This is a genomic window from Streptomonospora sp. PA3 (assembly GCF_009728995.1).
GTDB lineage: Bacteria > Actinomycetota > Actinomycetes > Streptosporangiales > Streptosporangiaceae > Streptomonospora.
Genome location: NZ_VTZW01000009.1, coordinates 126,635 through 147,658 on the forward strand (window position 1 = coordinate 126,635; position 21,024 = coordinate 147,658).

Below are 21,024 nucleotides of genomic sequence, written 5' to 3' on the forward strand. Positions count from 1 at the left end.
TGTTCGGCCACCACGTCCCGGTGCCCGGTGCGCCGTCCGCCGGCCGAGGAGCCCCGACAGGGCTGAGTAGCATGCGACCGTGGGCCGCCGGTGAGGGAGCGGTCCCCTCGCCGAGTGGGAGGCACCAGCATGGTCCGGCCGAATTCCGCTGCGCCGTTCCTGTGGGCGCTGCGCGTCACGGCTGCCGTCCAGGCCGCGCTCATCGCCGTGGAGTTCGCAACGGCGGGTCAGTTGCTGATGGACCGGTCGGGCGCCCTGCCCGTGCACGCCGGAACGGCGCTCGCGGTGCACGTCGCCGGGGGCGCGCAGCTGGTCGCCGCAACTCTGCTCGTCCGCCCGGGAGGCGGCCCGGTGTGGCCCGCGGTTCTCAGCGCCGCGGCGTTGGCCACCGGGTTCGCCCAGGCCTACTTCGGCAGCCACCTGATGCTCGACTGGCACGTGCCCACTGCGCTGCTGCTGGTCGCCCTGGTGGTGGCCGTCCTCGTCGGCTCCTGGCTGCTCCCGGTGCGGCGCGCCGGGCGGTGAGGCTCCGCCGCGCATCCCGGGCGCGCCGCCGCCCCGTGTGAGCTGCGGTCCGGGGGGTAGAGGGGTGCCGCTGCAACCGACCGAGGAGTTTCCATGACGATGCCCGAGGAGTCCGGCAAGAAGACGTCGGACACCGACCAGGTCCTCCCCGAGGAGGGCGACCAGAGCGAGGGGGAGCCCGACACCCGCCGCGAGCTGGAGGCCGAACTCCAGGACGCGATGGAGGAGACCGGTACCAGCCGCGACGACTTCGAGGAGCAGTGACCGCGGCCGGGCGAACCGCGCGCGGCGCCGGCGCCCGGCCGCCGGTTCCTGCAGCAGGAGGAGGGGGAGGGCGCCGCCTGCGCGCCCTCCCCCTCTCAGCCGGGAACCCCGGCGGTGATCGCGGCCGCTATGCGGCGCTGCAGGTCAGCTCGGGAGCCCCGTTCGCGCCGCTGTGAGAGCCGGTGAACCCGAAGTTCGTGTTCTCACCGGCGCCGAGGCTGCCGTTGTAGCCGGCGTCCTCGACCGTGTACACGCCGCCGCTGCCGGAGACCTCGGCGTTCCATGCCTGGTCGATGCTCTGGCCGTCCGGGAAGTCGACGGTCACCGTCCAGCCGCTGATGGCGGAGGCGGCCGTGACGGTCACGCTCGCCTGGAAGCCGGTGGACCACTCGTTGGCCACGGAGTACTCGGCCTGGCACCCGTCACCCGGCTCGGGATCGGGGGTGGGCTCCGGGTCGGGCGTGGGCTCGGGGTCCGGATCCGGCTCGGCTCCGGCGGCCACCGCCATGTCATAGGCGCGCTGGGGCACGAACTCCCCGGCCGAGGCGATGCATCCGTCGGCCTCGCCGGGCAGCTTGACCCACAGGAACGCGTCGATCATGGCGTTGCCGGTGTTCGTCGTGCTCTCGGTGCCGATCGCGCGGCCTTCGGGGTCGCACCACTCCGAGCCCAGGGGGCCGTTGCCGTTGCGGCTGGTGTCGATGACCGCGCGCAGGTGGGAGTGGCCGGTGGCGGCGATGACCTGCTCGGCGTAGGAGACCTCGTCGGAGGTCCAGTTGTAGTTGGACACGTTGGTCGAGATGCCGTGGGCGCTGTTGGCGATGTCGGCGCCGTTGAGGCGCGAGGCGATCTCACCGGGGGAGTGCCAGGCGGAGTGCCCGGCGTCGAAGTACACGCGCGCCTGCGACGAGCCCGCCATGAGCGCCTTGCCCGCGTAGGCGATGGAGTCCATGACCTGGTTCTGCTGGCCCTGGTCCATGCAGTTGCTCATCAGGGACAGCACGTCGGGCTCCACGACGATCGTGGCCGGGCGGCCTTCGAGCCCGGCGGCGACCTGGTCCACCCAGGACCGGTAGGCGGAGTGGTCGGGCGCGCCGCCGCCGCTGTGGTTGCTGCAGTCGCGGTTGGGGATGTTGTAGACGACCAGGATCGGGGTCTTCCCGGCCGACTGGGCGGCCCCGACCAGCGCGTCCACCTGGCCCCGTACCTCGTTGGGGTTGTACTGGGTGAACCAGGTGCCCTGCGGGACGTCGGCGATCCGGTTGGCGATGACGTCGGCGCGCGAATCGTTCGGGTTGTTGCGCACCCACTGCGCCGAAGCCATGTCCGGGTTGACGTAGAACTCCGACTCGGCGGCCGAGGCGGGAGTTGGGCCGGCTGCCACCGCAGCGGCCAGGACGAGCGCGGCGCCGAGTATCGGGCGCACTGATTTTCGGAACATGCACGAAGTCCTTCGTCGTTGCAGCGGCCCCCGTGGACGGTGGTGCGCCCGCGTCAATGGGAGCGCTCCCACACGCTGGACCATAAAGCAGCGGGAGCGTTCTGTAAAGAGCCGGAAACATCCGGTCACCGGGGGACAAGGGTGTCCGGGCAGGCAGACGGGGCGTCCCGGTGCCGGCGGCCGGCTGCGACCGCGCGGACCGGCGGACGTTCGGCGGGTGCCGCGCGCCGGCAGCACAGCGGGGCCTCACCGATCGGCGGAGGAGTCCCGCGAAGCGGAGCGGGCGCGCACGACCAGCACCGCCATGGCGATGTCGAGCGGCAGGACGAAGGCGCACAGCGCACCGAGCGCGGCGGCCACGGTCGTGGCGCCGTTGACGGCGGCGTACACGGCCGCGCCGGCGAGGAACGCCGTGAAGACGAGGTTCACCACCAGAGCCCTGACCGGGTTCCCGCCCTTCTCGCCGCTGCCGCCCACAGTGTCCACCCTTCGCTTCTCTCACCCGCCCCGCGGAGCGCGGCAGCGGTCATCCCGAACAGACTGCACGATCCGGGCACGCGCCGGCGCCCGACCGCCCGTCACAGCGGTGAGTGGCGCCGGTACTCGCCGATCCACAGGTGGGGTGCGCAGCGGTGGAGGTGCGCCGCCATCTCGCGGTAGTCCTTGATGCCCCTGACACTGAACCGCAGGCGGGACCCGGGCAGCCCGGGGACGGGCGGGGGTTCGTCGCGGGTGAGGCGCTGGTGGGTGGCGAACGGCTCCTGCCCGGAGACCGAGCCGGGGTCGTGCAGAAACACCTCGACGGCATACATGTGCTTGCCGTTCTCGGTGGTGAGGAAGCGCATGAGCTCCTGGCCGAGCCGCGCACCCAGGCCGGCCTTGAAGGTGCGCCTGCTCTCCCGCCAGCTCCCGCCCACCGCCCGGATCTGCGGCCAGTCGACCCGCTCGGCACTCCGCCGGGTGACGAACCACAGCCCGGTCCGGTCCGCGGCCAGCCCGTGCGTACGCGACGAGGCGGCGACGCCGGCGATCGCCGGCAGGCTCAGCAGACCGCACGCGATGGCGATGACGAGGGCGATGGTGCGTTCCGGGCCGGCCGCGCCGCCCGTGAGGAAGCGCTCCGGCCAGGCGGCGCCGAGAGCCGCACAGCAGGTCATCAGGATCAACACGGCTGTACCCGCCAGCGAGCGCCCCATTCCGCTGCGTCCGAGGTTCACGAAGGCGGCGTCGGCGGCGGGCCGGGAACGGCCGGTCTCCTCCGATCTGGGCACCCGGTCCACGGGGATCGGTCCTTTCGCCGGGTGCGGTGTCCATGGTGGGACTCGCCGGTCCGGGCGCGGGTTCCCGCAGCCCGGGCCGTGGCGCGCAGCGGCCTCGGCTGCGGCGCACGGGACACCCGATACACGCTCAGCGCAGCCGCTCGGCCTCGCCCGGCCGGACCACGCGGGAGCAGTTGCCGCGCGTGGCCTTGACGATCTCCCCGTTGGCGCGGTCGCTGCGGCGCACCCACTCCTGCGCGTCCTCGGCGCTGCGGCCGCCGGCGATCTGGCGCTCGACCAGGCGCGCCTCGCGCGTGGTGTCGTCGGCATCGACGTACCACAGGTCGTTCAGCAGGGCCCGGACCTCGCGCCACAGCGGGGCGTCCTCGGCGAGGTAGTTGCCCTCGGTCACCACCAGCCGCACTCCCGGCTCGACGATCAGCCGCGCGGCCACCGGCTCGTCCAGCGTCCGGTCGAAGTCGGGTGCGTAAACGGGGGACTCGCCGACCGCGTGCAGGCGCCGCAGCAGCGCCAGGTAGCCGCGCACGTCGAAGGTGTCGGGAGCGCCCTTGCGGTCGCGGCGGCCCAGCCGCTCCAGTTGCGCGTTGGACAGGTGGAACCCGTCCATCGGCAGGTAGGCGGCGGTGCCCGGCCCCTGCGCGGCGCACACCTCGTCGACCAGATACCGCGCCAGCGCGGACTTGCCGGCTCCCGGCGGCCCCGCCAACCCGAGGAACGCCCGCGACGCCGCCCGTGCCGCCATCCCACCGGCCTCGGCGGCCAACTCCTCAAGCATGGAAGCAACCCTAAGGCCTGGTATCCGGCGGATTCCGCACGTCCGGCCCTCAGGCGCAGGCCCGCCCGGCGGACGCATGGTCGAGCGCGCGGGTGTTAGTGGAACGGTACGGCCGCACCGCCGTCGATCGAGCCAGGGGGCACCATGGACGCCGCGACGACGATCCGCGACTCGTTCCGGCGGCTGCCCGACGCCGCCGCGCTCGACCCGCTGCTGGAGCGGGTGGGCGACGCCCGGTTCGTGCTGCTGGGCGAGGCATCCCACGGGACCTCGGAGTTCTACGGGTGGCGGGCGGCGATCACCGAGCGGCTCGTGCGCGAGAAGGGCTTCTCGCTCATCGCGGTCGAAGGCGACTGGCCCGACTGCCTGCACGTCCACCGCCACCTCGCCGACCGCCCCGACGCGGCGGAGGACACCGCCGCGGTACTGGAGGGGTTCGCGCGCTGGCCGCGATGGATGTGGGCCAACGAGGAGATCCTGGGCCTGCTGCGCCGCCTGCGCGAACGCAACGCGCAACTGCCGCCCGAGGAGCGCACCGGGTTCTTCGGCCTGGACGTCTACTCGCTGTGGGACTCGCTGCAGGCCGTGCTGGACTATCTCCGCGAACACGAGCCCGACCAGGTCGGCGCCGCGATGTCGGCCTACCGCTGCTTCGAGCCCTACGCCGGCGACGAGCGGGCCTACGCACGCTCCACCGCGCTCGTCCCGCCCGGATGCGCCGACGAGGTGGCCTCGCTGCTGACCGGCATGCGGCAGGGCGCCATGGCCGCGGAGACGGGCTCCGCCGGGACCGCCGGGGACGCGGGCGGATCGGCGGAGCGCCTGGCCGCGGTGCAAAACGCCGAGGTCGTCGCCAACGCCGAGCGCTACTACCGGTCCATGATCGGCGGCGGCACCGGCGCTTGGAACATCCGCGACACCCACATGGCCGACACCCTGGAGCGGCTCGTCGACCACTACGGGCGCGGCGCCAAGGCCGTGGTCTGGGCGCACAACACCCACATCGGCGACGCGCGGGCCACCGACATGGCGGCGGCGTCCATGGTCAACCTGGGCCAGCTGATGCGGGAGCGCCGTGCGCACGAGGGCGTGGTCGCGGTGGGTTTCGGCACTCACAGCGGTACCGTGATCGCCGGCCGGCACTGGGGCGCCGACCCCGAACCGATGACCGTGCCGCCGGCCCGCGCCGGAAGCCTGGAGGACCGCCTGCACGGGGTCCTCCACGGAGGCGCCGCGATCGCCGTCTTCCCCGAATCGGGCGAGCCGCCGGAGTGGGCGGCGCGAACGCTGGACCACCGGGCGATCGGCGTCGTCTACCGCCCCGCGTACGAGGCGTGGAGCAACTACGTGCCCACGGTGGCGGGAAGGCGCTACGACGCGTTCGTGCACTGCGACCGCACCAGCGCCGTGCACCCGCTGCACCGCGCCGAACCGGCGCCGCGCGAACCCGAGACCTATCCCAGCGGAGTGTGAGGCGCGCCCGGAGCGCGCCGCCGCCGCGATTCGCGGGAAGGAAGCGAGGAGGAGATGACACGCGGTCAAGGAGACAAGCCCCCGCGCGGCAGCCACGACCGGCCCCGCAGCGCGCTGAACCTGCGGCTGGCCTTGGCCGTGCTGGGCATCCTCATCTGCGTCCCGCTGGGTGTGACGGCCTGGGTCACCGGTTTCACCGCCGTGGCGGTCATCCTCTGGGTGCTCGCGCTGATCGGCGTGCTCGACATCGCTGTCGTCCTCTGGCGGCGAAGGCAGCGGGGACCGGGCCACCGTTCGCTGTTCGAGTGAGGGCCGGCCCGGACCCCGCCGGGCCTACGTCCTGTTTAAGAAGCCGGACACCACAGCGGCTGCGGCCATGGGGCTGTGCTGCGCGAAGCGCTGTGCGCCGGCTTGCCGCCGAGCGCACGGCGCACCATTACGCCGGAGGACCGCCCCCATGGCACGGCTCCACCCGCCAAGCTCAGCGTGCGCTCGGCGGCAAGCTGTGCTCGCGCTACGCGAACCGCACCCATTGCCGCAACCTCGATGGTGGCCGCCCCAGGTGGTACCCGGTGGGTTCCTGGAAAGCGGCGCCCCCGCCATTCTTAAACACGACCTAGTCCTGCCGGCGGGCCATGGCCTGCAGCAGCTGCGCGAACGCGTGTCCGCTGACGCGGTCGCCCCATCCTTCCTTGGCCTCGCTGCCCACGCTGGCGCGGACCCGGCGCAGGGCCTCGGCGGTCTCGTCGCCGTACCGGCCGTCGACTCCGTACTCGGGGAGGCTGCCGCCGGCCTTGAGGATGAGCGACTGGAGCGCGATCACGTGCTCCTTCTTCCCGGTGGCCTCGCCGTCGCCTTTGCGCAGGTTGATCAGGGACATGTCGTCGTCTCCTCCTCGGGTGGGCATGCCGTCGCGGACCCAGGTGTGCAGCTCGTCGCCGGGGCAGGTGGTTTCGTTGACGTCGCGGTGGCCTTTGGCGGCCAGGCGCCGCCCGGCCCGCTCGCAGGCTTCGTCGTAGAGCGCGCGGACGGCGGCCTTGGCTGCGGGGGTGGGATTGTTCTGGCCGATGTAGCAGACGCCGATGCCGCTGCGGTTGTGGCCGACGGCGTGCGCCCCGACGACCAGCCAGCCGCGCCCTTCGTAGGCGGTTCCGGAGTCGTCGACGAGCATGTTGTAGCCGATGTCGGACCACCCGCGCCCGTCCATGTGGAAGTCCTGGATGGCGCGGACCGACTGCGTGGTGGGCCCGGCGGAGTGGTGCACGATGAACTCGGTGCGCGCGTCCCATGAGACGTACTCGCGGTTGCGGGGCGGGCGCGCTCCCCACTCCGACCGGTCGACGATGCCGACCTCACTGTCTGTTCTCGTCATGGCAAGACTCTGGCACCCCAGGGCGACCGATCGCACACGTTCCGCAGATTCCGCAGATGACGGGCACCCCGACCGGGCCGCCAGGTCGGGTCCGCGGCCGCCGCGCGGTCCCGTCGCAGCCTGACGGGAGTCTTCCGCGCAGTGCACGGGTCCGCCGCGGATGATCCGGGCGCTATGTGTACTCTTGCCCGAATCCCCCGATACCGCCAGGAGGTACACGTGTCCGACCGAGACCTCCGTCCGGACATCCAGGCCGCGCGGGACCGCATGAGCTACCGGCCCAATCGCGAGATCGACGCCCTGGCCGACCACCTCTGGGCGGGCGAGCAGGTGGCCCTGCTCGCGGGAGGGCGGTACGACGGGACGGACGACGGGTTGCTGGCGCTGACGAACCGGCGGCTGCTCTTCCTCTACGAAGGGTGGGGGTCCCGGACCGCGCGGACGTTCGATCTGGGCGAGATCTCCTCGGTGCGGTGGTCGAGCGGGATCATGTCGGGGGAGCTCGCCGTCTACGCCTCGGGCGACGAGGCGGTCTTCGACAAGGTGATGAAGGACGACGGCAGGGCCATGGCCGATGCGGTCGACAACGCCGTCGCCGGCGGCGGCCCGCCGCACGCTCCCGCACCGTCCCCCGCCCAGCAGTGGTGGCCGCAGGCGCACGCTCCGCATCCCCCGGCCCCGCCGCATCCGGCAGCGGCACGGCCGGCGCCCCCGCACCCGGGCTACGCGCACGCGCATCAGCCGCCACAGCAGGCCCCCGCCGATCCGCTGCCGCACGTGCCGTCGTTCGACCTCGTGCGGATCCTGCGCGACCGCGGCGTTTTGACCCCCGACGAGTTCCTCGGCATCGTGCAGCGCCTGTAGCGGTGGTGCGGGGCGCCGCCCGGCGGCGCGCCGCGGCACGCGCGGCACCGCCGCCCGCGCAGGCTCTCGGCGGGTGATCCCCGCGGTCGGACGCGGACCCGCATCGGCGTGCTCCCGGATGGGCACTGCGGGGCGGCCGGCGCTGCGGCGATTCGGCGGAGCGGATCGGGGAAGCGGCCCGGTGGCCGGTCCGCGACCGGGTGCCGGCCGCCCGCCGCGCACCCGGTACCGCGCCTCCACCCGCTTCCGAGTGCACCAGGAGCCGCCTCATGAGCGCCCAGCCCAGCCCCGTCTCGCAGCCCCAGGCCTTCCGGCCGCAGCGCGTCATCGTCACCGGCGCCGATTCCGGGATAGGCAAGTCCACCGCCAAGGCACTGGCCGCTCCCGGGCGCCAGATCGCGCTGACCTGGCACGAGGACTCCGACGGCGTCCAGCGCGCCGCCGAGAACGTGCGCAACGAGGGCGCCGAGGCCCGCGTGTACCGGCTCGACCTCACCGACCCCACGTCGGGCGCCGCGGTGGTCGACGAGGCGGCCTCGGCCATGGGCGGCGTCGACGCCCTGGTGCTGTCCTCCGGCACCGGATCCGCGGAGCCCCTGCTCGACATGGACTACTCCACCTGGCGCCACGTCGTGTCCGTCGACCTCGACGGCGCGTTCTGCTGCCTGCAAGCGGGCGCGCGCCACATGGCGGCCGCCGGCACGGGCGGCCGGATCGTGGTGATCACCTCGGTCCACGAGCACGCACCGCGAGTGGGCGCGGCTCCCTACTGCGCGGCCAAGGGCGGAGCGGGCCTGCTGGCCAAGGTCGCGGCGCTGGAGCTGGCGGAGTACGGCATCACGGTCAACGCGGTGGCGCCCGGCGAGATCGCGACGCCCATGACCGGGCAGGAGGACGAGTCGGTGCTGCAGGGCAAGCGCCGCCCCGGCATTCCCGTCGCCCGCCCCGGCGACGCGCGCGAGGTCGCCTCCATCGTGGCCTTCTTGTGCGGACCCGACGCCGGATACGTCACCGGCGCCTCCTGGACCGTCGACGGCGGCATGCTCCAGATGGGCCCGCAGGCCGGCTCCCACCTGGGCAGCGACGACTGGCGCCGCCCGTAGTCGCCGCTGCCGCGCAGGCGGCCGCACACCGCCGGGCCGGGAGACGTTTGCGCGGGGCCGCGTCCGGTAGTCCTCAGGGCATGACGCGGCGGCGGAAGGGAGTGTCCATGCTGATCCGGTCAGCCCTGCAGGGCTCGGTGGCGGGAGCGCTGGCGACGGGGGCCATGACGGCGGCGTTCGAGGCCGGGCGCAAGCAGGGCAGCCACCGCCACCCGCCCAAGCACATGATCCGCGCCCACCTGCCCGGCGGCCATCCCGGCAGGCCCCGCAAGGGCGAGAACGCGGTCACGGGGATCGCCCACCTGGGCTTCGGAACGGTCGCCGGCGCCCTCTTCGGTGCCGTGACCGGCCGCCGCAGGCCGCCGCGGACCCTGGGCGTCGCCTACGCGCTGGCCGTCATGCTCGCCGGCTACCAGGGGTGGGCGCCGAGGATCGGCGCGCTCCCGCCGCTGGCGCAGGACCACCCCGCCCGCGCGACCACCCTCACGGCGGCGCACCTCATCTACGGCTGGACCCTCGCCGCCGCCCTCCGCCGCATGCGCCGTTCCGACTGAGCCCGCTGACGCCCACCGCCCCACCGGCCACTACGGTCGGCCCCGGCGCGGATACGGTCGGTCCGCCCGCAGCACCTCGGCGAACTGCGCGGGTACGGGCGCGTCCAGGAGGCCGCGGGGCGTGCCCCGCGGTGCCCAGGCGGGCAAGGCCCGGGGCCGGCTCGGGCAGCAGCGCGGCGCCGCCCCGCGGGCGCAGCGAGACGAGCATTGTTCAGCCGTTTTCCGGCCCTTAGAATCCCCGGCATGGGCTGGTGTGGGTCGGGCGCTGGTGCGCCCTCGTCCTCGCGGACACGCCCTACCCGATGGCGGTCCACGTTCCCGGCCCGCCGGCCGCGGTCGGCCCGGCGGCGCCGGAAGGAACCGCCCCGGTCATCGTCCCCGCGTTGGGTGCGCTGTTCCGGCGGCGCGCCACCGCCGCCGGCGCCCTCGCCCGGCGGTGCACGGGCATCGCCACCCGATGCTGTTCCCCCTTACCCCGGCGTCGGTGCCGGGGCCTTCGCCAGCGGGGTGGCGTTCCTCGCGGCCGGCGCGCCGACCCGGCCGCACCCCGATCGCCCCGGCGCGGAGATCGCGGAGTTACGGCAGGAGTACGACAAGCGGTTCGGGGCCGGCGAGCGGCGGGGCGCCACGGTTGTCCGGCACGTCCGCGAAACCACGAGGAGAATCCGGCATGACCGCCGACCCCACCGCACCGACCATCGCGCCGGAGCTCCGCGAGCGGCTGCATGAGCTGTACAAGCACCTGCACCGCCACCCGGAGCTGTCCATGCAGGAGCACCGCACCGCCGAGCTGATCGACCGGCACATGAGCGGCCTGGGGTACCGCACCTTCCCCTGCGCCGGCACCGGCGTGGTGGCCGTTCTGGAGAACGGCGACGGCCCGGTCGTGGGGTTCCGCGCCGACATCGACGGTCTGCCGGTGGCCGAGGAGACCGGCCTCGACTACGCCTCCACCGACCGCGGCGTCCGCGACGGCGCCGAGGTGCCGACGATGCACGCCTGCGGCCACGACACCCACATCGCCTGCGCCATCGGCGCCGCCACCCTGCTGGCCGACGCGCGCGAGTCCTGGGCGGGCACCGTGGTCTTCCTCTTCCAGCCGGGCGAGGAGACCGCGGTGGGCGCCCGCGCCATGGTCGACGACGGCCTGTGGGACCGCGCGCCCCGCCCGGAGATCGTCTACGGGCAGCACGTGTGGTCGGGCCGCGCCGGGACCGTGGAGATCACTCCGGGGCCCGCCATGTCAATGGCCGACTCGTGGCGGGTGACGGTCTACGGGCGCGGCGGGCACGGGTCCCGCCCCGAGGACACCATCGACCCGGTGGTGCTGGCGGCGCACATGGTGGTGCGGGTGCAGAGCGTCGTCGCCCGGGAGGTACCCGCCCAGCAGGCGGCGGTCGTGACCGTGGGCACCTTCCACGCCGGCGTGAAGGAGAACATCATCCCGGACAAGGCGGAGTTCACCCTCAACGTGCGCAACCTGGACGCCGGCGTCCGCGACCGGCTGCTGTCGGCGCTGCGCCGGGCCATCGACGGGGAGGCCGCGGCCTCCGGGGCGCCGCGCCCCGAGGTCACCGAGCTGTACACCTTCCCGCTGCTGGTCAACGACCCCGCCGAGACCGCGGCGCTCACCGCCGACCTGCAGAAGGCCCTGGGGGCCGACCGGGTCGCCGACCGGTCGGCGAAGATGGGCAGCGAGGACTTCGGGGTGCTTCCCGACGCGATCGGCGTGCCCGGCGTGTACTGGTTCTTCGGCGGTATGCCCGACGAGGTGGTCGACTCAGGCGGGCCCGTGCCGGCCAACCACTCGCCGCAGTTCGGCCCGGCCCTGGAACCGACGCTGACCACCGGGGTCACGGCGGCCTACACCGCGATCATGTCGCGCGTGGGCCGGGGCGGTTAGCCCTCCGCGGGCCGCCGCAGGCGGGAATCGCCGCACCGGCCGGCCCCCGTTGCCGTGCGCGGGCGGCGCGTCAGTGCGGTTCGAGGCGGATGCCGGGCCACTCGGCCCGCTCGGCGAGCCGGGTGGTGACCTCGACGACGCCGTGGCGTACCGCGGCGACGGCGTCGCGCGGCTCGTAGTAGTCCGAGGCGGTGCAGACCGCGACGTGGCGGTCGACGACCGGCTCGGTGATCCTCGCGACCGCGAGGGCGGGCGAGCGCCGCAGTGCGGTGACGCTCGACAGCGGGAGCACGGCGCAGGCCTGGCCGCTCTCGGCGATGCGCACCATCGTGCCCAGCGACTCCACGTCCCCGGCGATCGCGGGCACGGCTCCGAGGTCGGCGAAGGCCCGGTCGATGAGCGCGCGCAGGTTGCTGCGGGTGCCCGGGGCCACCAGCGGCACCCCCTGCAGATCCGCCAGGCGCACCTCGTCCGCGGACCCGCCGGCCTCCGGCCCCGCCCCCGCCGGGCGCCGGGGTCCGCTCGGGTCGGAACCGGTCGCGCCCAGCGCGTTCGGAAACGACTCCGGCAGTCCGACCAGGTACAGCTCCTCGGAATACAGCGCCGTCTCGGCGGGGCGCGGTCCGGCGTCGCCGCGGAACAGCACGGCCAGGTCCAGCCGGCCGACGGTGAGGAGTTCGGAGATGTAGCCGCTCATCGACTCGAACAGCTGCAGGTGGACTCCGGGGAAGTGCCGCCTCGTCCACGAGAACAGAGCCGGCGCGAGATAGACGGCGACCGTCGTCGGCAGGCCGATCGCCACCGTCCCGTGGATGCTGTGGCGGTCCTCGGCGACGTTCTCGGCGATCCGGTCGAAGTGGCGGAGGAGCTGCTGGGCGTCGCGGTACAGGTTGCGCCCGGCCGGTGTGGGCACCACCCCGCGGGGGCCCCGCTTCACCAGCCGCACGCCCAGTTCGCTTTCGAGCTGGGTCATCCGCTGGCTGATGGCCGGCTGCGAGACGAAGAGCCGCGCGGCGGCGCGGGTGAAGCTGCCGCTGTCGATCACCACGATGAAGTCCCGCAGACTCGCGATGTCCACCGCCTCGCCCCCTGCCCCCCGGCCTACACGTCCCGGCCCCGGGCTCTGCACGCCGCAGGAGGCGGCGGGCGCGTTCGGCGACCGGCCCTGTCGATCATCTCACCACCGGGCCGCGCGCCTCCCGCCTGCGGTTCCCTTACACGACTCCGTCCGCCCGCAGCGCGGCGGCCTCCTCGGCCGGCACCCCCAGTTCGGTGAGAATGGCCTCGGTGTGCTGCCCCAGCTCGGGGACCGGGTCCATGCGCGGTTCGGGGTCGGTGATACCCGGCGGTGCGAGCGCCGGGACGCGCCCGGTGGGAGTCTCCACCTCGTGCCAGCGCCCGCGCGCGGCCAGCTGCGGGTGGCGCCACACCTCGGCGAGGCTGTTGACGCGGGCGTAGGCGACGGGGATCGCGGCGAGCAGCGCGGTGGCCTCCTCGCCGGCCAGTTCGGCGAAGCGCGCGGCGATCACGGCGCCCAGCGCCTCGCGGTTGGCGCTGCGTGCGGCGTTGGTCGCGTAGTCCGGGTCGTCGGCGAGATCGGGCCGGTGGAGGAAGCGCTCGCAGAAAGCGCGCCATTCGCGCTCGTTCTGGATGCTCATCATGACCACCTGCCGGTCGCGGGCCACGAACGGACCGTAGGGGTAGATCGTCGCGTGGGCCGCGCCGGCGCGCGGCGGCGGTTCGCCCCCGTCGTAGGCGTAGTACAGCGGGAAGCCCATCCACTCGGCCGTGGCCTCCAGCAGGGACACGTCCAGGTGCGCCCCGGTGCCGGTGCGTCCGCGCTCCAGTAGCGCGGCCAGGATCGAGCTGTAGGCGTACATGCCGGCGGCGATGTCCGACACGGAGATGCCCACCTTGGCCATCTCCTCGCCGCTGCCGGTGACCGACAGCAGGCCGGCCTCGCTCTGCACCAGAAGGTCGTAGGCCTTCATCGTCTCGTAGGGGCCGGGCGAACCGTAGCCGGAGATGTCGCAGACGATCAGGCCCGGGTGCTCGGCCTGGAGCTCGGCCGCGCCCAGCCCGGCCCGGGCGGCCGCTCCCGGCGCCAGGTTCTGGATGAACACGTCGGCGCCGGAGAGCAGGCCGCGCAGGACCGCGAGGCCGCGCGGGTCCTTGATGTCGAGCGACAGGGACTCCTTGCTGCGGTTGACCCAGACGAAGTGGGAGCTCATCCCGTTCACGCGCGCGTCGTAGCCGCGGGCGAAGTCGCCCACACCGGGGCGCTCGACCTTGATGACGCGCGCGCCGAGGTCGGCGAGGTGCCGGCTGGCATAAGGCGCGGCGATCGCCTGCTCCAGCGACACGACGGTTACTCCGCGAAGCGGCTGCATTTCCTTCTCTTTCGCGTGCGGAACGGGCTGAGGAGGCCGGCGGTCACGCCACGAGGCTGATCCCGGCGACGATGACCAGGGACACCACCGACGCCAGCGCGGTCACGAAGGTCAGCGCCTTGAGCGCGCCCTGGGTGGTGACTCCCAGCAGGGTCTGGAACATCCAGAAGAAGTTGCTGTTCACATGCAGGGCGAACAGGGCGCCGGCGCCGATGGCCAGGCCGAGCACCTCGTGGGGGAGGTCCAGACCGCCCATGATCGGAGCCAGGATGCCGGCCGCGGTGATGGCGGCGACCGAGATCGAACCGATCGCCAGGTGCAGCACGGCCGCGATCAGCCAGGCCAGCAGTACGGCGACCAGCGCCGGTGTGCCCGACTCGGCCGAGAACAGCCCGGCCAGCACGTCTTCGAGCGCGGTTTCGCCGATGATCGCGCCCAGTGAGCCGCCGACACCGGTGACCAGCAGGATCTGCCCGGTGGTGTTGAGCCCCTCGTTCAGCGCCTCGTTGGTGCGCTGGTTGCCCATCGCGCGGCGGGCCAGGAGGTAGGCGCCGAGCAGGCCGATGAAGAGCGCGAGCACCGGGTCGCCGAAGAAGGCGATCGCGGGCGACTTGGCCCCGGCGGCTTCGGCGATCGCCCCCGCGGCGATCATGACCAGGGGGACGAGGATGGGCAGCAGCGAGACGGCGAGCGCAGGGGTGCGCGGGCTTTCGGTCTCGGCGCCGGACGCGCCGCCGGAGGCGGCCGCCGATCCCCCGCCGGCCCCGGCCGCCGCGGCGTGCCCGCTCCGGTCCGCCCCGGCGTGGACGGCCTCCTCCTTCTCGCCGACCCCGGCGTGCTCCAGCTCGTCCTTCGCCGGGTTCCAGAACCCCATCCGCAGCAGCTGACCGTAGAGGAGCACGGTGAGCACGGCGGTCACCAGCCCGACCCCGAAGCCGTACAGCAGCATGTTGCCCAGCGGGACGCCCAGCAGCCCGGCGATGGAGACGGTGCCCAGGCCCGGGATGACGAACACGTAGCCGACCAGGATGCCGGCGGTCAGCGAGCCGCCCATCATCCCGATGCCGTTGCGGCCCAGGCTCGGTGCGGCCGAGCGGGCCAGCGGGGCGGCGAGCACGAGCTGGACGTCCACGTAGATGGACGGGAAGATCGTGCTCAACACAGAGGCGAGCGCATAGGGCAGCCGCCGGGGGCCCAGCAGCCGCAGCAGCAGCTCCACGAGCTTCTGCAGCGCGCCCATGGAGAACAGCAGGGATCCGAGTAGGACGCCGAAGCCGATCAGCAGGCCCACTTCGGCCATGATGTCGCCGAAGCCCTGCGCGAAGGTGGAAATCGTCTTCTCGAAACCCAGTCCTGCCGCCAGGCCCAGGTAGATCGACCCGATGACCAGCGCGATCACCGGCTCGACGCCTGCCCACAGGATCAGCAGCACGATCCCGAGAATCGCGACTGCGGTATGCAGCACGATCAAGCTGTCAGTCATCTCGCCCGTTTCCGTTCAGACCCGCGTCGGGGGTTGGCCTTGCGGTCTGGTCGCGGCGGCACGGATCCGCGGCGGCGCTCGACGCGGCGGAGCCGGGCCCGCGCCGGCGGCGCACGCGCCCGCCGGGTCGGCCGATGCGACCGCAACCCGGGCAGGCGGACATGGGGCCGCCCCGCCCTGTGGCCCGCGACACAGACCCGCCCATGGAACATGAGCACCGGCCGACTTGGGTAGACGCGAGTTCCCACGGCCCACATAAGCGCCGCTTATGGCCGGGCGCCCGGAGAGGACCCGCGGCCGCCGCCGGGGGGGAGCCCGGCGTCGAGCGGGCGCACACCGCGTTCGGCGAGGGCGCCGATGTGCGGGCGCCCGCCCGGACGGCGGGCCTCCTTCAGCAGGCAGCGTCGCCCTGCCGCGGAGGCGTGCCGGACCGGCCGCCCAGCCGCTGCCTGCGGTAGTCGCCGGGCGGAATCCCGAACTCGGTCCGGAAGACGCGCGAGAAGCCGGCGCCTCCGGGGAAACCCCAACGGGCGCCTATCGCATGAACGGGGCGCGCGGCCAGGCGCGGGTCGGCGAGGTCGCTTCGTGCGCGGTCGAGACGCTGCCGGCGGATGTAGGAGGTGACGGTCGAGCCGTGGGAGCGGAAGAGGCGGTGCAGGGTCCGCAGCGAGATGTGGTGCGCTGCGGCGACGGCGGTCGGAGAGAGCCCGGGGTCGTCCAGGTTGCGCCGGATGAAGTCCTGGATCAGCAGGAACCGGGTGTGCTCGCGGGTCTCGGCGGGGGAGCGGCCGGCGGCGTCGACGTGGTGGGCGAGCCATTCGGTGATCAGCCCGTTGAGGACGCCGCCCAGCCGCGGGCTGTCGGCGGGGCGGTAGGTGCCGGCATCGTCGGCCAGGGTGGTGAGGAAGCCGGCGAGCAGGCGTCCGATTCCGTCCCGGCCCGGGATCCGGGCGGCGGATATCCGGTGCACGCCGTCTTGGGGAAGCGGTACGGCGGCCCGCGGCACCTGGACCACCACGGATCCGCACGTGCTCGGGCGGGCGTCGACCACGGCTTCGTAGGGGTGGGAGGTGGAGTACACCACCAGGTCGCCCGGTTTCAGCACCGATTCGCGGCCGTCCTGGAAGATGACCTGGCGGCCGCCCCGGATGAGGGCCACCGCATACATCTCCGGATCGGAGCGGCGGATGAGCGCCGGCGTCCGCCGCGACACCATGGACGTGTAGCTCAGGGCGTTGACGTAGGCGCCGCCGATCTCGGCGGATCTCAGCGAGGCGCGGAACTCGGCCGCCGGGTCGATGCTGAGTTCGTTGGGTATCAGCGCGCTCGCCGTGGCGTCGCGCCAGGCGTCGATCCGCTCGGACGCCGGTAGATCCAGATCCCTGCTGTCGAACACGTACTCAAGCACAGACGCCGTTCCTCCTCAGCCCGCTCCGGTCCATCATCTCCGCTGCCGAGGCGGCGAAAAAAGGGGCGGCGTCCGAGGGAATCCGCCGCGGGGCATGCAGTGCGCCGCCGGTCCGGGCGGCGGCAGCGGTGCCGCCCGGACCGGTCCCGCTGCGTGCGCCCTCGCGCGGGCCGCTCGCCGAGCCCGCGTGGTGCGGACGTGGCGCGCAATGCGCAGCAGGCGGCACTCCGCGGCAACGACACCCGCACCGCGGGCGCGGATACTGTTCCGTGCGCCCAGCGGGGCGCTCATATGGGAGTCGGCGCGGTGCGGCCGAGTGCCGGTGCCGCCGCTCCGGCGATCTCGGACGGATACGAGCGCTTGGCAGGGGGACGTATCGGGGACTCGATCACGGGTTCCCGATCTCCTCCCGCAGCGGCGTCTTCGACCAGCGTGAACGGGCGTCGGCGGGGACAGGGGCCGATCGGGCATCCGGGACCGGGCGCCGGTTCGGACCAGCCGCTCTGCGGCGGCCGCGAAGCGTATCCACAGGGTTGTGCATGCGACCCCGGGGGAGGGGCAGGGCGGGCGCGTGCCGGCCGGGTCGCCGCGGGATCGGGCCGAGAGCGGGAGCCTCGCCCGACCACCCGGCGAGCACGGCCGGCGCGCGCCCGCCCGCATTTCCGCCGCGGCACCCGCCGTCAGCGGCCCCGGCGTGGACGGTGCGCCCGGCGAGGGGCGGGAACGGCGCCGATGACGCCCGGAACGCCGTCCCCGCCGACCGCCGATCGGTCCCTTCCCGGCGCAGCGCCGCGCGAGCGCGCGATCGGTGGACCGCCGGTTTCGTCCGGTCAGCGGGGCGGGTCGGCGCCGGCGCGCCCGGCGCGCCCTTCCCCGCGCGGAGGTCCCGCGTCGTGGAGCCCTCGGGCAGCACCGCCTGTGCGCGCTCCTCGCGGCTCACGGCTCGCCCGGTCACCGCGGGGTCAGCCGGATGACCGGGTACTTCCGGTCGGATTTGGCCTGGTACTTCTCGTAGCGGGGCTGGGCGGCGGTGACGCGCTGCCAGGCGCGCTCGTACTCGGCGCCGTCGAGCCGGTGCGGTGTCACCGGCACCTCGCCGCGGCCGGGCAGTACGACCGACGCCTGCTCCGGGTGCGCCATCAGGTTGGCGTGCCAGTCCGGGTGCTGACTCCCGCCGCCGGAGGCGACGATCAGCCAGGCGTCCTCACCGTCGGCGAACCACGCCAGCGGCGTCTCCCGGCGCTGCCCGCTGCGGCGGCCCACGGTGCTCAGCAGCAGCACGTCCATACCCATCATGCTGCTGCGGCCGCCGCGGATCTTGCGGGCCATCCGGGCGTTCATCTTCTGCTGGAACCATCGGGACAGTGGGCCGGGCGTGCCCGGCTTGCGGCCTTCGCGGCTGCCTTCCTGCTGGTTGCGGGTCATCGGTTCCTCCAGTCGGTCCGTCCTTCACGCGCGCCGGGCGGCGTCGCGCGGGTTTGGAGCGGGAGCGTCAGCCTTCGAGCGCCTGCTGGATCCGCACCGTGTTTCCCGAGGGGTCGCGGAACGCGGAGTCGCGAACGCCCCAGGGCCGGTCGACGGGCTCCTGCAGGACCTCGGCGCCGGAGGCCCGCACCCGCTCGAAGGTGGCGTCGAGGTCGTCGGTGCTGAAGACGATCATCGGCAGGCCACCCCTGCCGAGCAGTTCCCGCAGCGCGTCGGCGTCGGCCTCGGAACGGCCGGCGTCGGGCACCGAGAGCACGAACTCCAGCCCCGGCTGCGCAGGGCTGCCCAGGGTGACCCAGCGGGACGTGTTGGCGCCGACGTCGCTGTGGAGCTCAAGGCCGAGCGCGTCGCGGTAGAACACGAGCGCCTCGTCCACGTCGTTCACGGTGATCTGGCAGTACTTGAGTGCGAGTTTCATACCGCCAACGCTAGACAGCGCAGGTCCGCCCCGCTTCTCGATTCCTGACCGGTCCGGCGCCCACCGCGCGCAACGGGTCGAGAGCGGCCTCACGGACACCCCCCCCCCGACACGGAAGCCGGGCCGCGCCGACGGCATAGGTGCCGGGGTGAAGAGGAACCGCGCGCATCGGCCTGACCGGCTCCTCTTCCCCGGCGGCGCCTTCCGCGACGACCCCGCGGGGGGCGTGCCGTGAAGGGCCACAGCTGAGTTCGGACCCGCTGTCGACGATCACCTGTCCCGCTCGGGGGGCGTTGCGGCGGGCCGTGCGGGTTCAGGCGTGCGGCGCCGTGGCGCGGATGCCCGCGAGGACGACGCCGACGATGCGTTCCGCGTCCGCTCGGGTGAACGGGCGGGTGCCGCGGTTGACGACGAGGTGGACCGGGCCGGAGATCATCTCGCCGAGGAAGGAGCTGTCGACCGGTGGCAGCTCGCCCCGATCGACGGCCGTGTCCACCCGCTGCCGCAGGGCGGAAACGCGGTGCTCCAGGATCCTGCTGACCGCCTGCTGCACCGCGGGGCTCTGGGCGGCGGGCTGGAGGGCCTGTTCGAGCGTCCGGCCGAAGGGCGTCTCCAGGCCGCCGGCGATGCCCATCAGGAAGTCCGCCAGGTCACGGTGCAGATCGCCGGTGTCGGCGACCGACGCCAGGTCCTCGGCGTAGCGCAGCAGGGAGTCGACGACCAGTTCCTCGCGGTCGGGCCAGTTGCGATAGACGCTCGTCTTGTGCACGCCGGCGCGTTCGGCGACCTCCTCGTAGCGGAAGCCGGCGATGCCGTCGCGCGCCACGAGCTCGGCGGTCGCGGCGAGGATCTGCGCGCGCACCCGCGCGTTGCGGCCGCCGGGGCGCCGCGCCTGCGCTCGACCGGCGGTTCGGTTGGCCACTGCCGACTCCCCTCCTGGTCTCCGCCCGGGTACCGATTGTCGCCACCTCGGACTTTGCGGTGCAAGCCGGGTGCAAGTAGGCTCCATAAAAGCAACAGTTTGTAGCTTTAGTGAAGGCGGTCGCGGCTGCGGCCTCTCCTTCGCCGACCGCACTGCCGTGCACATCCCCCGTGCCCGCCGGCGGGCCACCGCCGGACCGAACGGCATGTCCAGCCGCCCACACCTGGAGTACATCCGTGCACATCCTCATCTCCGGAGCCGGTGTCGCGGGCCTGGCCGCAGCACTCGAGCTCGGCACCCGCGGCCACGAGGTCACCGTCGTCGAATACGACCGTCGCCTCCGGCTCGCCGGCACGCCGATCGACATCCGCGGAGACGCGGTCGAAACAGCACAGCGGATGGGCCTGCTCGCCGAGATCCGCCGGCAGCGACTGCGCATGTCGGAGACCGCCTGGTTCGTCGATGGCGACGGCGAGCCCATCGCCCGGGTCCCCTTGGCTCAGATCGGCGACTCCGACGACGACATCGAGATCCTGCGCGAGGACCTCATGCGTATCCTGGCCGGGGCGCTGCCGGACAGCGCGGCCATCCGCTTCGCCGACTCGGTCGCGGCACTGACCGACGACGGCGACGGCGTCGAGGTCCGTTTCGCCTCCGGCCGCACGGGGCGGTACGACCTGGTGCTGGGGGCCGACGGCCAGCACTCGGCGATACGCGGCCTGGTGTTCGGTCCCGAGGAGGACTACGCCCGTCACCTCGGTGTCTACATCGCGCTCGCCGCCCTGCCCGCCGAGGCGCGGATCGAGGGCGCCAACGCGATCTACAACGTCCCCGAGCGGATGGCAGGCGTCTTCCGGTACAAGGACAAGGCCGTCGCGGTCTTGGAGTTCCGCTCGGAGCCGCTGGACTACGACCGCCACGACACCGACGCCCAGAAGCGGATCGTCATCGACGCGTTCGCGGGATACCGGTCGTGGCGGATCCCCGAACTGCTCGACGCGCTCCGCGCCGACCCCGACTTCTTCTTCGACTCCGCGAGCCAGATCCACCTGCCCACCTGGCACCGCGGCCGCGTCGCCCTCGTCGGCGACGCCGGCTACAGCGCGGCCTTCCTCTCCGGGCGAGGGACGTCGCTCGCGCTCACCGGGGCCCGCATCCTCGCCGAGGAACTCGACCGGTGCGGCGGCGACCACACCACCGCGTTCCGACGGTACGAGGCGCGGCAGCGCCCCTATGTGGCCTTCGCCCAGAGCAGCGTCGACGACGGGCGCGACCGCATCCTGCCCGCCAGCTGGGCAGCCATCGCCGCCCGCAACGAGGCCCTGCGAGCAGCGGCGGCCGACGCCCGCTGAACCGCCGCAAGA

At 73.5% G+C, this 21,024-nt stretch carries 21 protein-coding genes; 9 read left to right on the top strand and 12 right to left on the bottom strand.

The window, feature by feature from the left end:
• Nucleotides 1-129: 129 nt before the first annotated feature.
• Together FZ103_RS08895 and FZ103_RS24850 are read left to right on the top strand one after the other, a co-directional pair.
• On the top strand, nucleotides 130-525 hold the full coding sequence (locus FZ103_RS08895; protein ID WP_156000204.1) for a hypothetical protein: 396 nt from the start codon (nucleotides 130-132) through the stop codon (nucleotides 523-525).
• Nucleotides 526-618: 93 nt separating this feature from the next.
• Nucleotides 619-789, top strand: a complete 171-nt coding sequence (locus FZ103_RS24850) for a hypothetical protein (protein ID WP_186356043.1) — start codon at nucleotides 619-621, stop codon at nucleotides 787-789.
• 127 nt (nucleotides 790-916) lie between these two features.
• Here FZ103_RS24850 and FZ103_RS08900 read toward each other — a convergent pair whose 3' ends face one another.
• The 4 genes from FZ103_RS08900 to FZ103_RS08915 all read right to left on the bottom strand — a co-directional run bounded on the left by FZ103_RS08900 (nucleotide 917) and on the right by FZ103_RS08915 (nucleotide 4,285).
• A complete protein-coding gene (locus FZ103_RS08900; protein ID WP_156000205.1) occupies nucleotides 917-2,230 on the bottom strand; it encodes a glycoside hydrolase family 6 protein in 1,314 nt (437 codons plus the stop codon).
• 246 nt (nucleotides 2,231-2,476) lie between these two features.
• The gene (locus FZ103_RS08905) at nucleotides 2,477-2,716 is read right to left on the bottom strand and encodes a hypothetical protein (RefSeq protein WP_156000206.1); all 240 of its coding nucleotides are present in this window, start codon (nucleotides 2,714-2,716) and stop codon (nucleotides 2,477-2,479) included.
• 92 nt (nucleotides 2,717-2,808) lie between these two features.
• Nucleotides 2,809-3,501 (bottom strand): hypothetical protein, encoded by a 693-nt coding sequence (locus FZ103_RS08910; RefSeq protein WP_222936619.1) that lies wholly within the window; start codon nucleotides 3,499-3,501, stop codon nucleotides 2,809-2,811.
• A 136-nt stretch (nucleotides 3,502-3,637) separates the two neighbouring features.
• Complete coding sequence (locus FZ103_RS08915) at nucleotides 3,638-4,285, bottom strand: nucleoside/nucleotide kinase family protein (RefSeq protein WP_156000208.1); 648 nt, start codon at nucleotides 4,283-4,285, stop codon at nucleotides 3,638-3,640.
• Between the two features lie 144 nt (nucleotides 4,286-4,429).
• On the opposite strand from FZ103_RS08915, the gene FZ103_RS08920 reads away from it, so the two are divergent.
• Both FZ103_RS08920 and FZ103_RS08925 read left to right on the top strand, forming a co-directional pair.
• Entirely contained in the window at nucleotides 4,430-5,758 is a 1,329-nt protein-coding gene (locus tag FZ103_RS08920) for an erythromycin esterase family protein (RefSeq protein ID WP_156000209.1), read from the top strand.
• A 54-nt stretch (nucleotides 5,759-5,812) separates the two neighbouring features.
• Complete coding sequence (locus tag FZ103_RS08925; RefSeq protein ID WP_156000210.1) at nucleotides 5,813-6,067, top strand: DUF6343 family protein; 255 nt, start codon at nucleotides 5,813-5,815, stop codon at nucleotides 6,065-6,067.
• A gap of 307 nt (nucleotides 6,068-6,374) precedes the next feature.
• On the opposite strand, the gene FZ103_RS08930 is transcribed toward FZ103_RS08925, so the two are convergent.
• Entirely contained in the window at nucleotides 6,375-7,130 is a 756-nt protein-coding gene (locus FZ103_RS08930) for an N-acetylmuramoyl-L-alanine amidase (RefSeq protein ID WP_156000211.1), read from the bottom strand.
• A 219-nt stretch (nucleotides 7,131-7,349) separates the two neighbouring features.
• Between FZ103_RS08930 and FZ103_RS08935 the strand changes: the two genes are divergently transcribed.
• From FZ103_RS08935 to FZ103_RS08950, 4 genes are all read left to right on the top strand, one after another.
• On the top strand, nucleotides 7,350-7,994 hold the full coding sequence (locus tag FZ103_RS08935; protein ID WP_186356044.1) for a PH domain-containing protein: 645 nt from the start codon (nucleotides 7,350-7,352) through the stop codon (nucleotides 7,992-7,994).
• Between the two features lie 269 nt (nucleotides 7,995-8,263).
• Nucleotides 8,264-9,097: an SDR family oxidoreductase gene (locus FZ103_RS08940; RefSeq protein WP_156000213.1), complete on the top strand. Its 834-nt coding sequence runs from the start codon at nucleotides 8,264-8,266 to the stop codon at nucleotides 9,095-9,097.
• 107 nt (nucleotides 9,098-9,204) lie between these two features.
• Entirely contained in the window at nucleotides 9,205-9,651 is a 447-nt protein-coding gene (locus FZ103_RS08945) for a hypothetical protein (protein ID WP_156000214.1), read from the top strand.
• 670 nt (nucleotides 9,652-10,321) lie between these two features.
• On the top strand, nucleotides 10,322-11,554 hold the full coding sequence (locus FZ103_RS08950; RefSeq protein ID WP_156000215.1) for an amidohydrolase: 1,233 nt from the start codon (nucleotides 10,322-10,324) through the stop codon (nucleotides 11,552-11,554).
• Between the two features lie 70 nt (nucleotides 11,555-11,624).
• Here FZ103_RS08950 and FZ103_RS08955 read toward each other — a convergent pair whose 3' ends face one another.
• The 7 genes from FZ103_RS08955 to FZ103_RS08985 all read right to left on the bottom strand — a co-directional run bounded on the left by FZ103_RS08955 (nucleotide 11,625) and on the right by FZ103_RS08985 (nucleotide 19,660).
• Nucleotides 11,625-12,632 carry a LysR substrate-binding domain-containing protein gene (locus FZ103_RS08955; protein WP_186356045.1) on the bottom strand — a complete coding sequence of 336 codons (1,008 nt, stop codon included), beginning with the start codon at nucleotides 12,630-12,632 and terminating at the stop codon, nucleotides 11,625-11,627.
• Between the two features lie 136 nt (nucleotides 12,633-12,768).
• A complete protein-coding gene (locus FZ103_RS08960) occupies nucleotides 12,769-13,944 on the bottom strand; it encodes a CaiB/BaiF CoA-transferase family protein (RefSeq protein WP_156000216.1) in 1,176 nt (391 codons plus the stop codon).
• A 43-nt stretch (nucleotides 13,945-13,987) separates the two neighbouring features.
• Nucleotides 13,988-15,427: a GntP family permease gene (locus FZ103_RS08965; protein WP_156000217.1), complete on the bottom strand. Its 1,440-nt coding sequence runs from the start codon at nucleotides 15,425-15,427 to the stop codon at nucleotides 13,988-13,990.
• Nucleotides 15,428-15,818: 391 nt separating this feature from the next.
• Nucleotides 15,819-16,835 (bottom strand): helix-turn-helix domain-containing protein, encoded by a 1,017-nt coding sequence (locus tag FZ103_RS08970; protein ID WP_156000218.1) that lies wholly within the window; start codon nucleotides 16,833-16,835, stop codon nucleotides 15,819-15,821.
• 951 nt (nucleotides 16,836-17,786) lie between these two features.
• Nucleotides 17,787-18,260: a nitroreductase/quinone reductase family protein gene (locus FZ103_RS08975; protein ID WP_156000219.1), complete on the bottom strand. Its 474-nt coding sequence runs from the start codon at nucleotides 18,258-18,260 to the stop codon at nucleotides 17,787-17,789.
• A gap of 67 nt (nucleotides 18,261-18,327) precedes the next feature.
• On the bottom strand, nucleotides 18,328-18,738 hold the full coding sequence (locus FZ103_RS08980) for a VOC family protein (protein WP_156000220.1): 411 nt from the start codon (nucleotides 18,736-18,738) through the stop codon (nucleotides 18,328-18,330).
• Between the two features lie 313 nt (nucleotides 18,739-19,051).
• Nucleotides 19,052-19,660, bottom strand: a complete 609-nt coding sequence (locus tag FZ103_RS08985; RefSeq protein ID WP_343233447.1) for a TetR/AcrR family transcriptional regulator C-terminal ligand-binding domain-containing protein — start codon at nucleotides 19,658-19,660, stop codon at nucleotides 19,052-19,054.
• A 236-nt stretch (nucleotides 19,661-19,896) separates the two neighbouring features.
• On the opposite strand from FZ103_RS08985, the gene FZ103_RS08990 reads away from it, so the two are divergent.
• Nucleotides 19,897-21,012, top strand: a complete 1,116-nt coding sequence (locus FZ103_RS08990; RefSeq protein WP_186356046.1) for an FAD-dependent monooxygenase — start codon at nucleotides 19,897-19,899, stop codon at nucleotides 21,010-21,012.
• The last annotated feature ends 12 nt before the right edge of the window (nucleotides 21,013-21,024 follow it).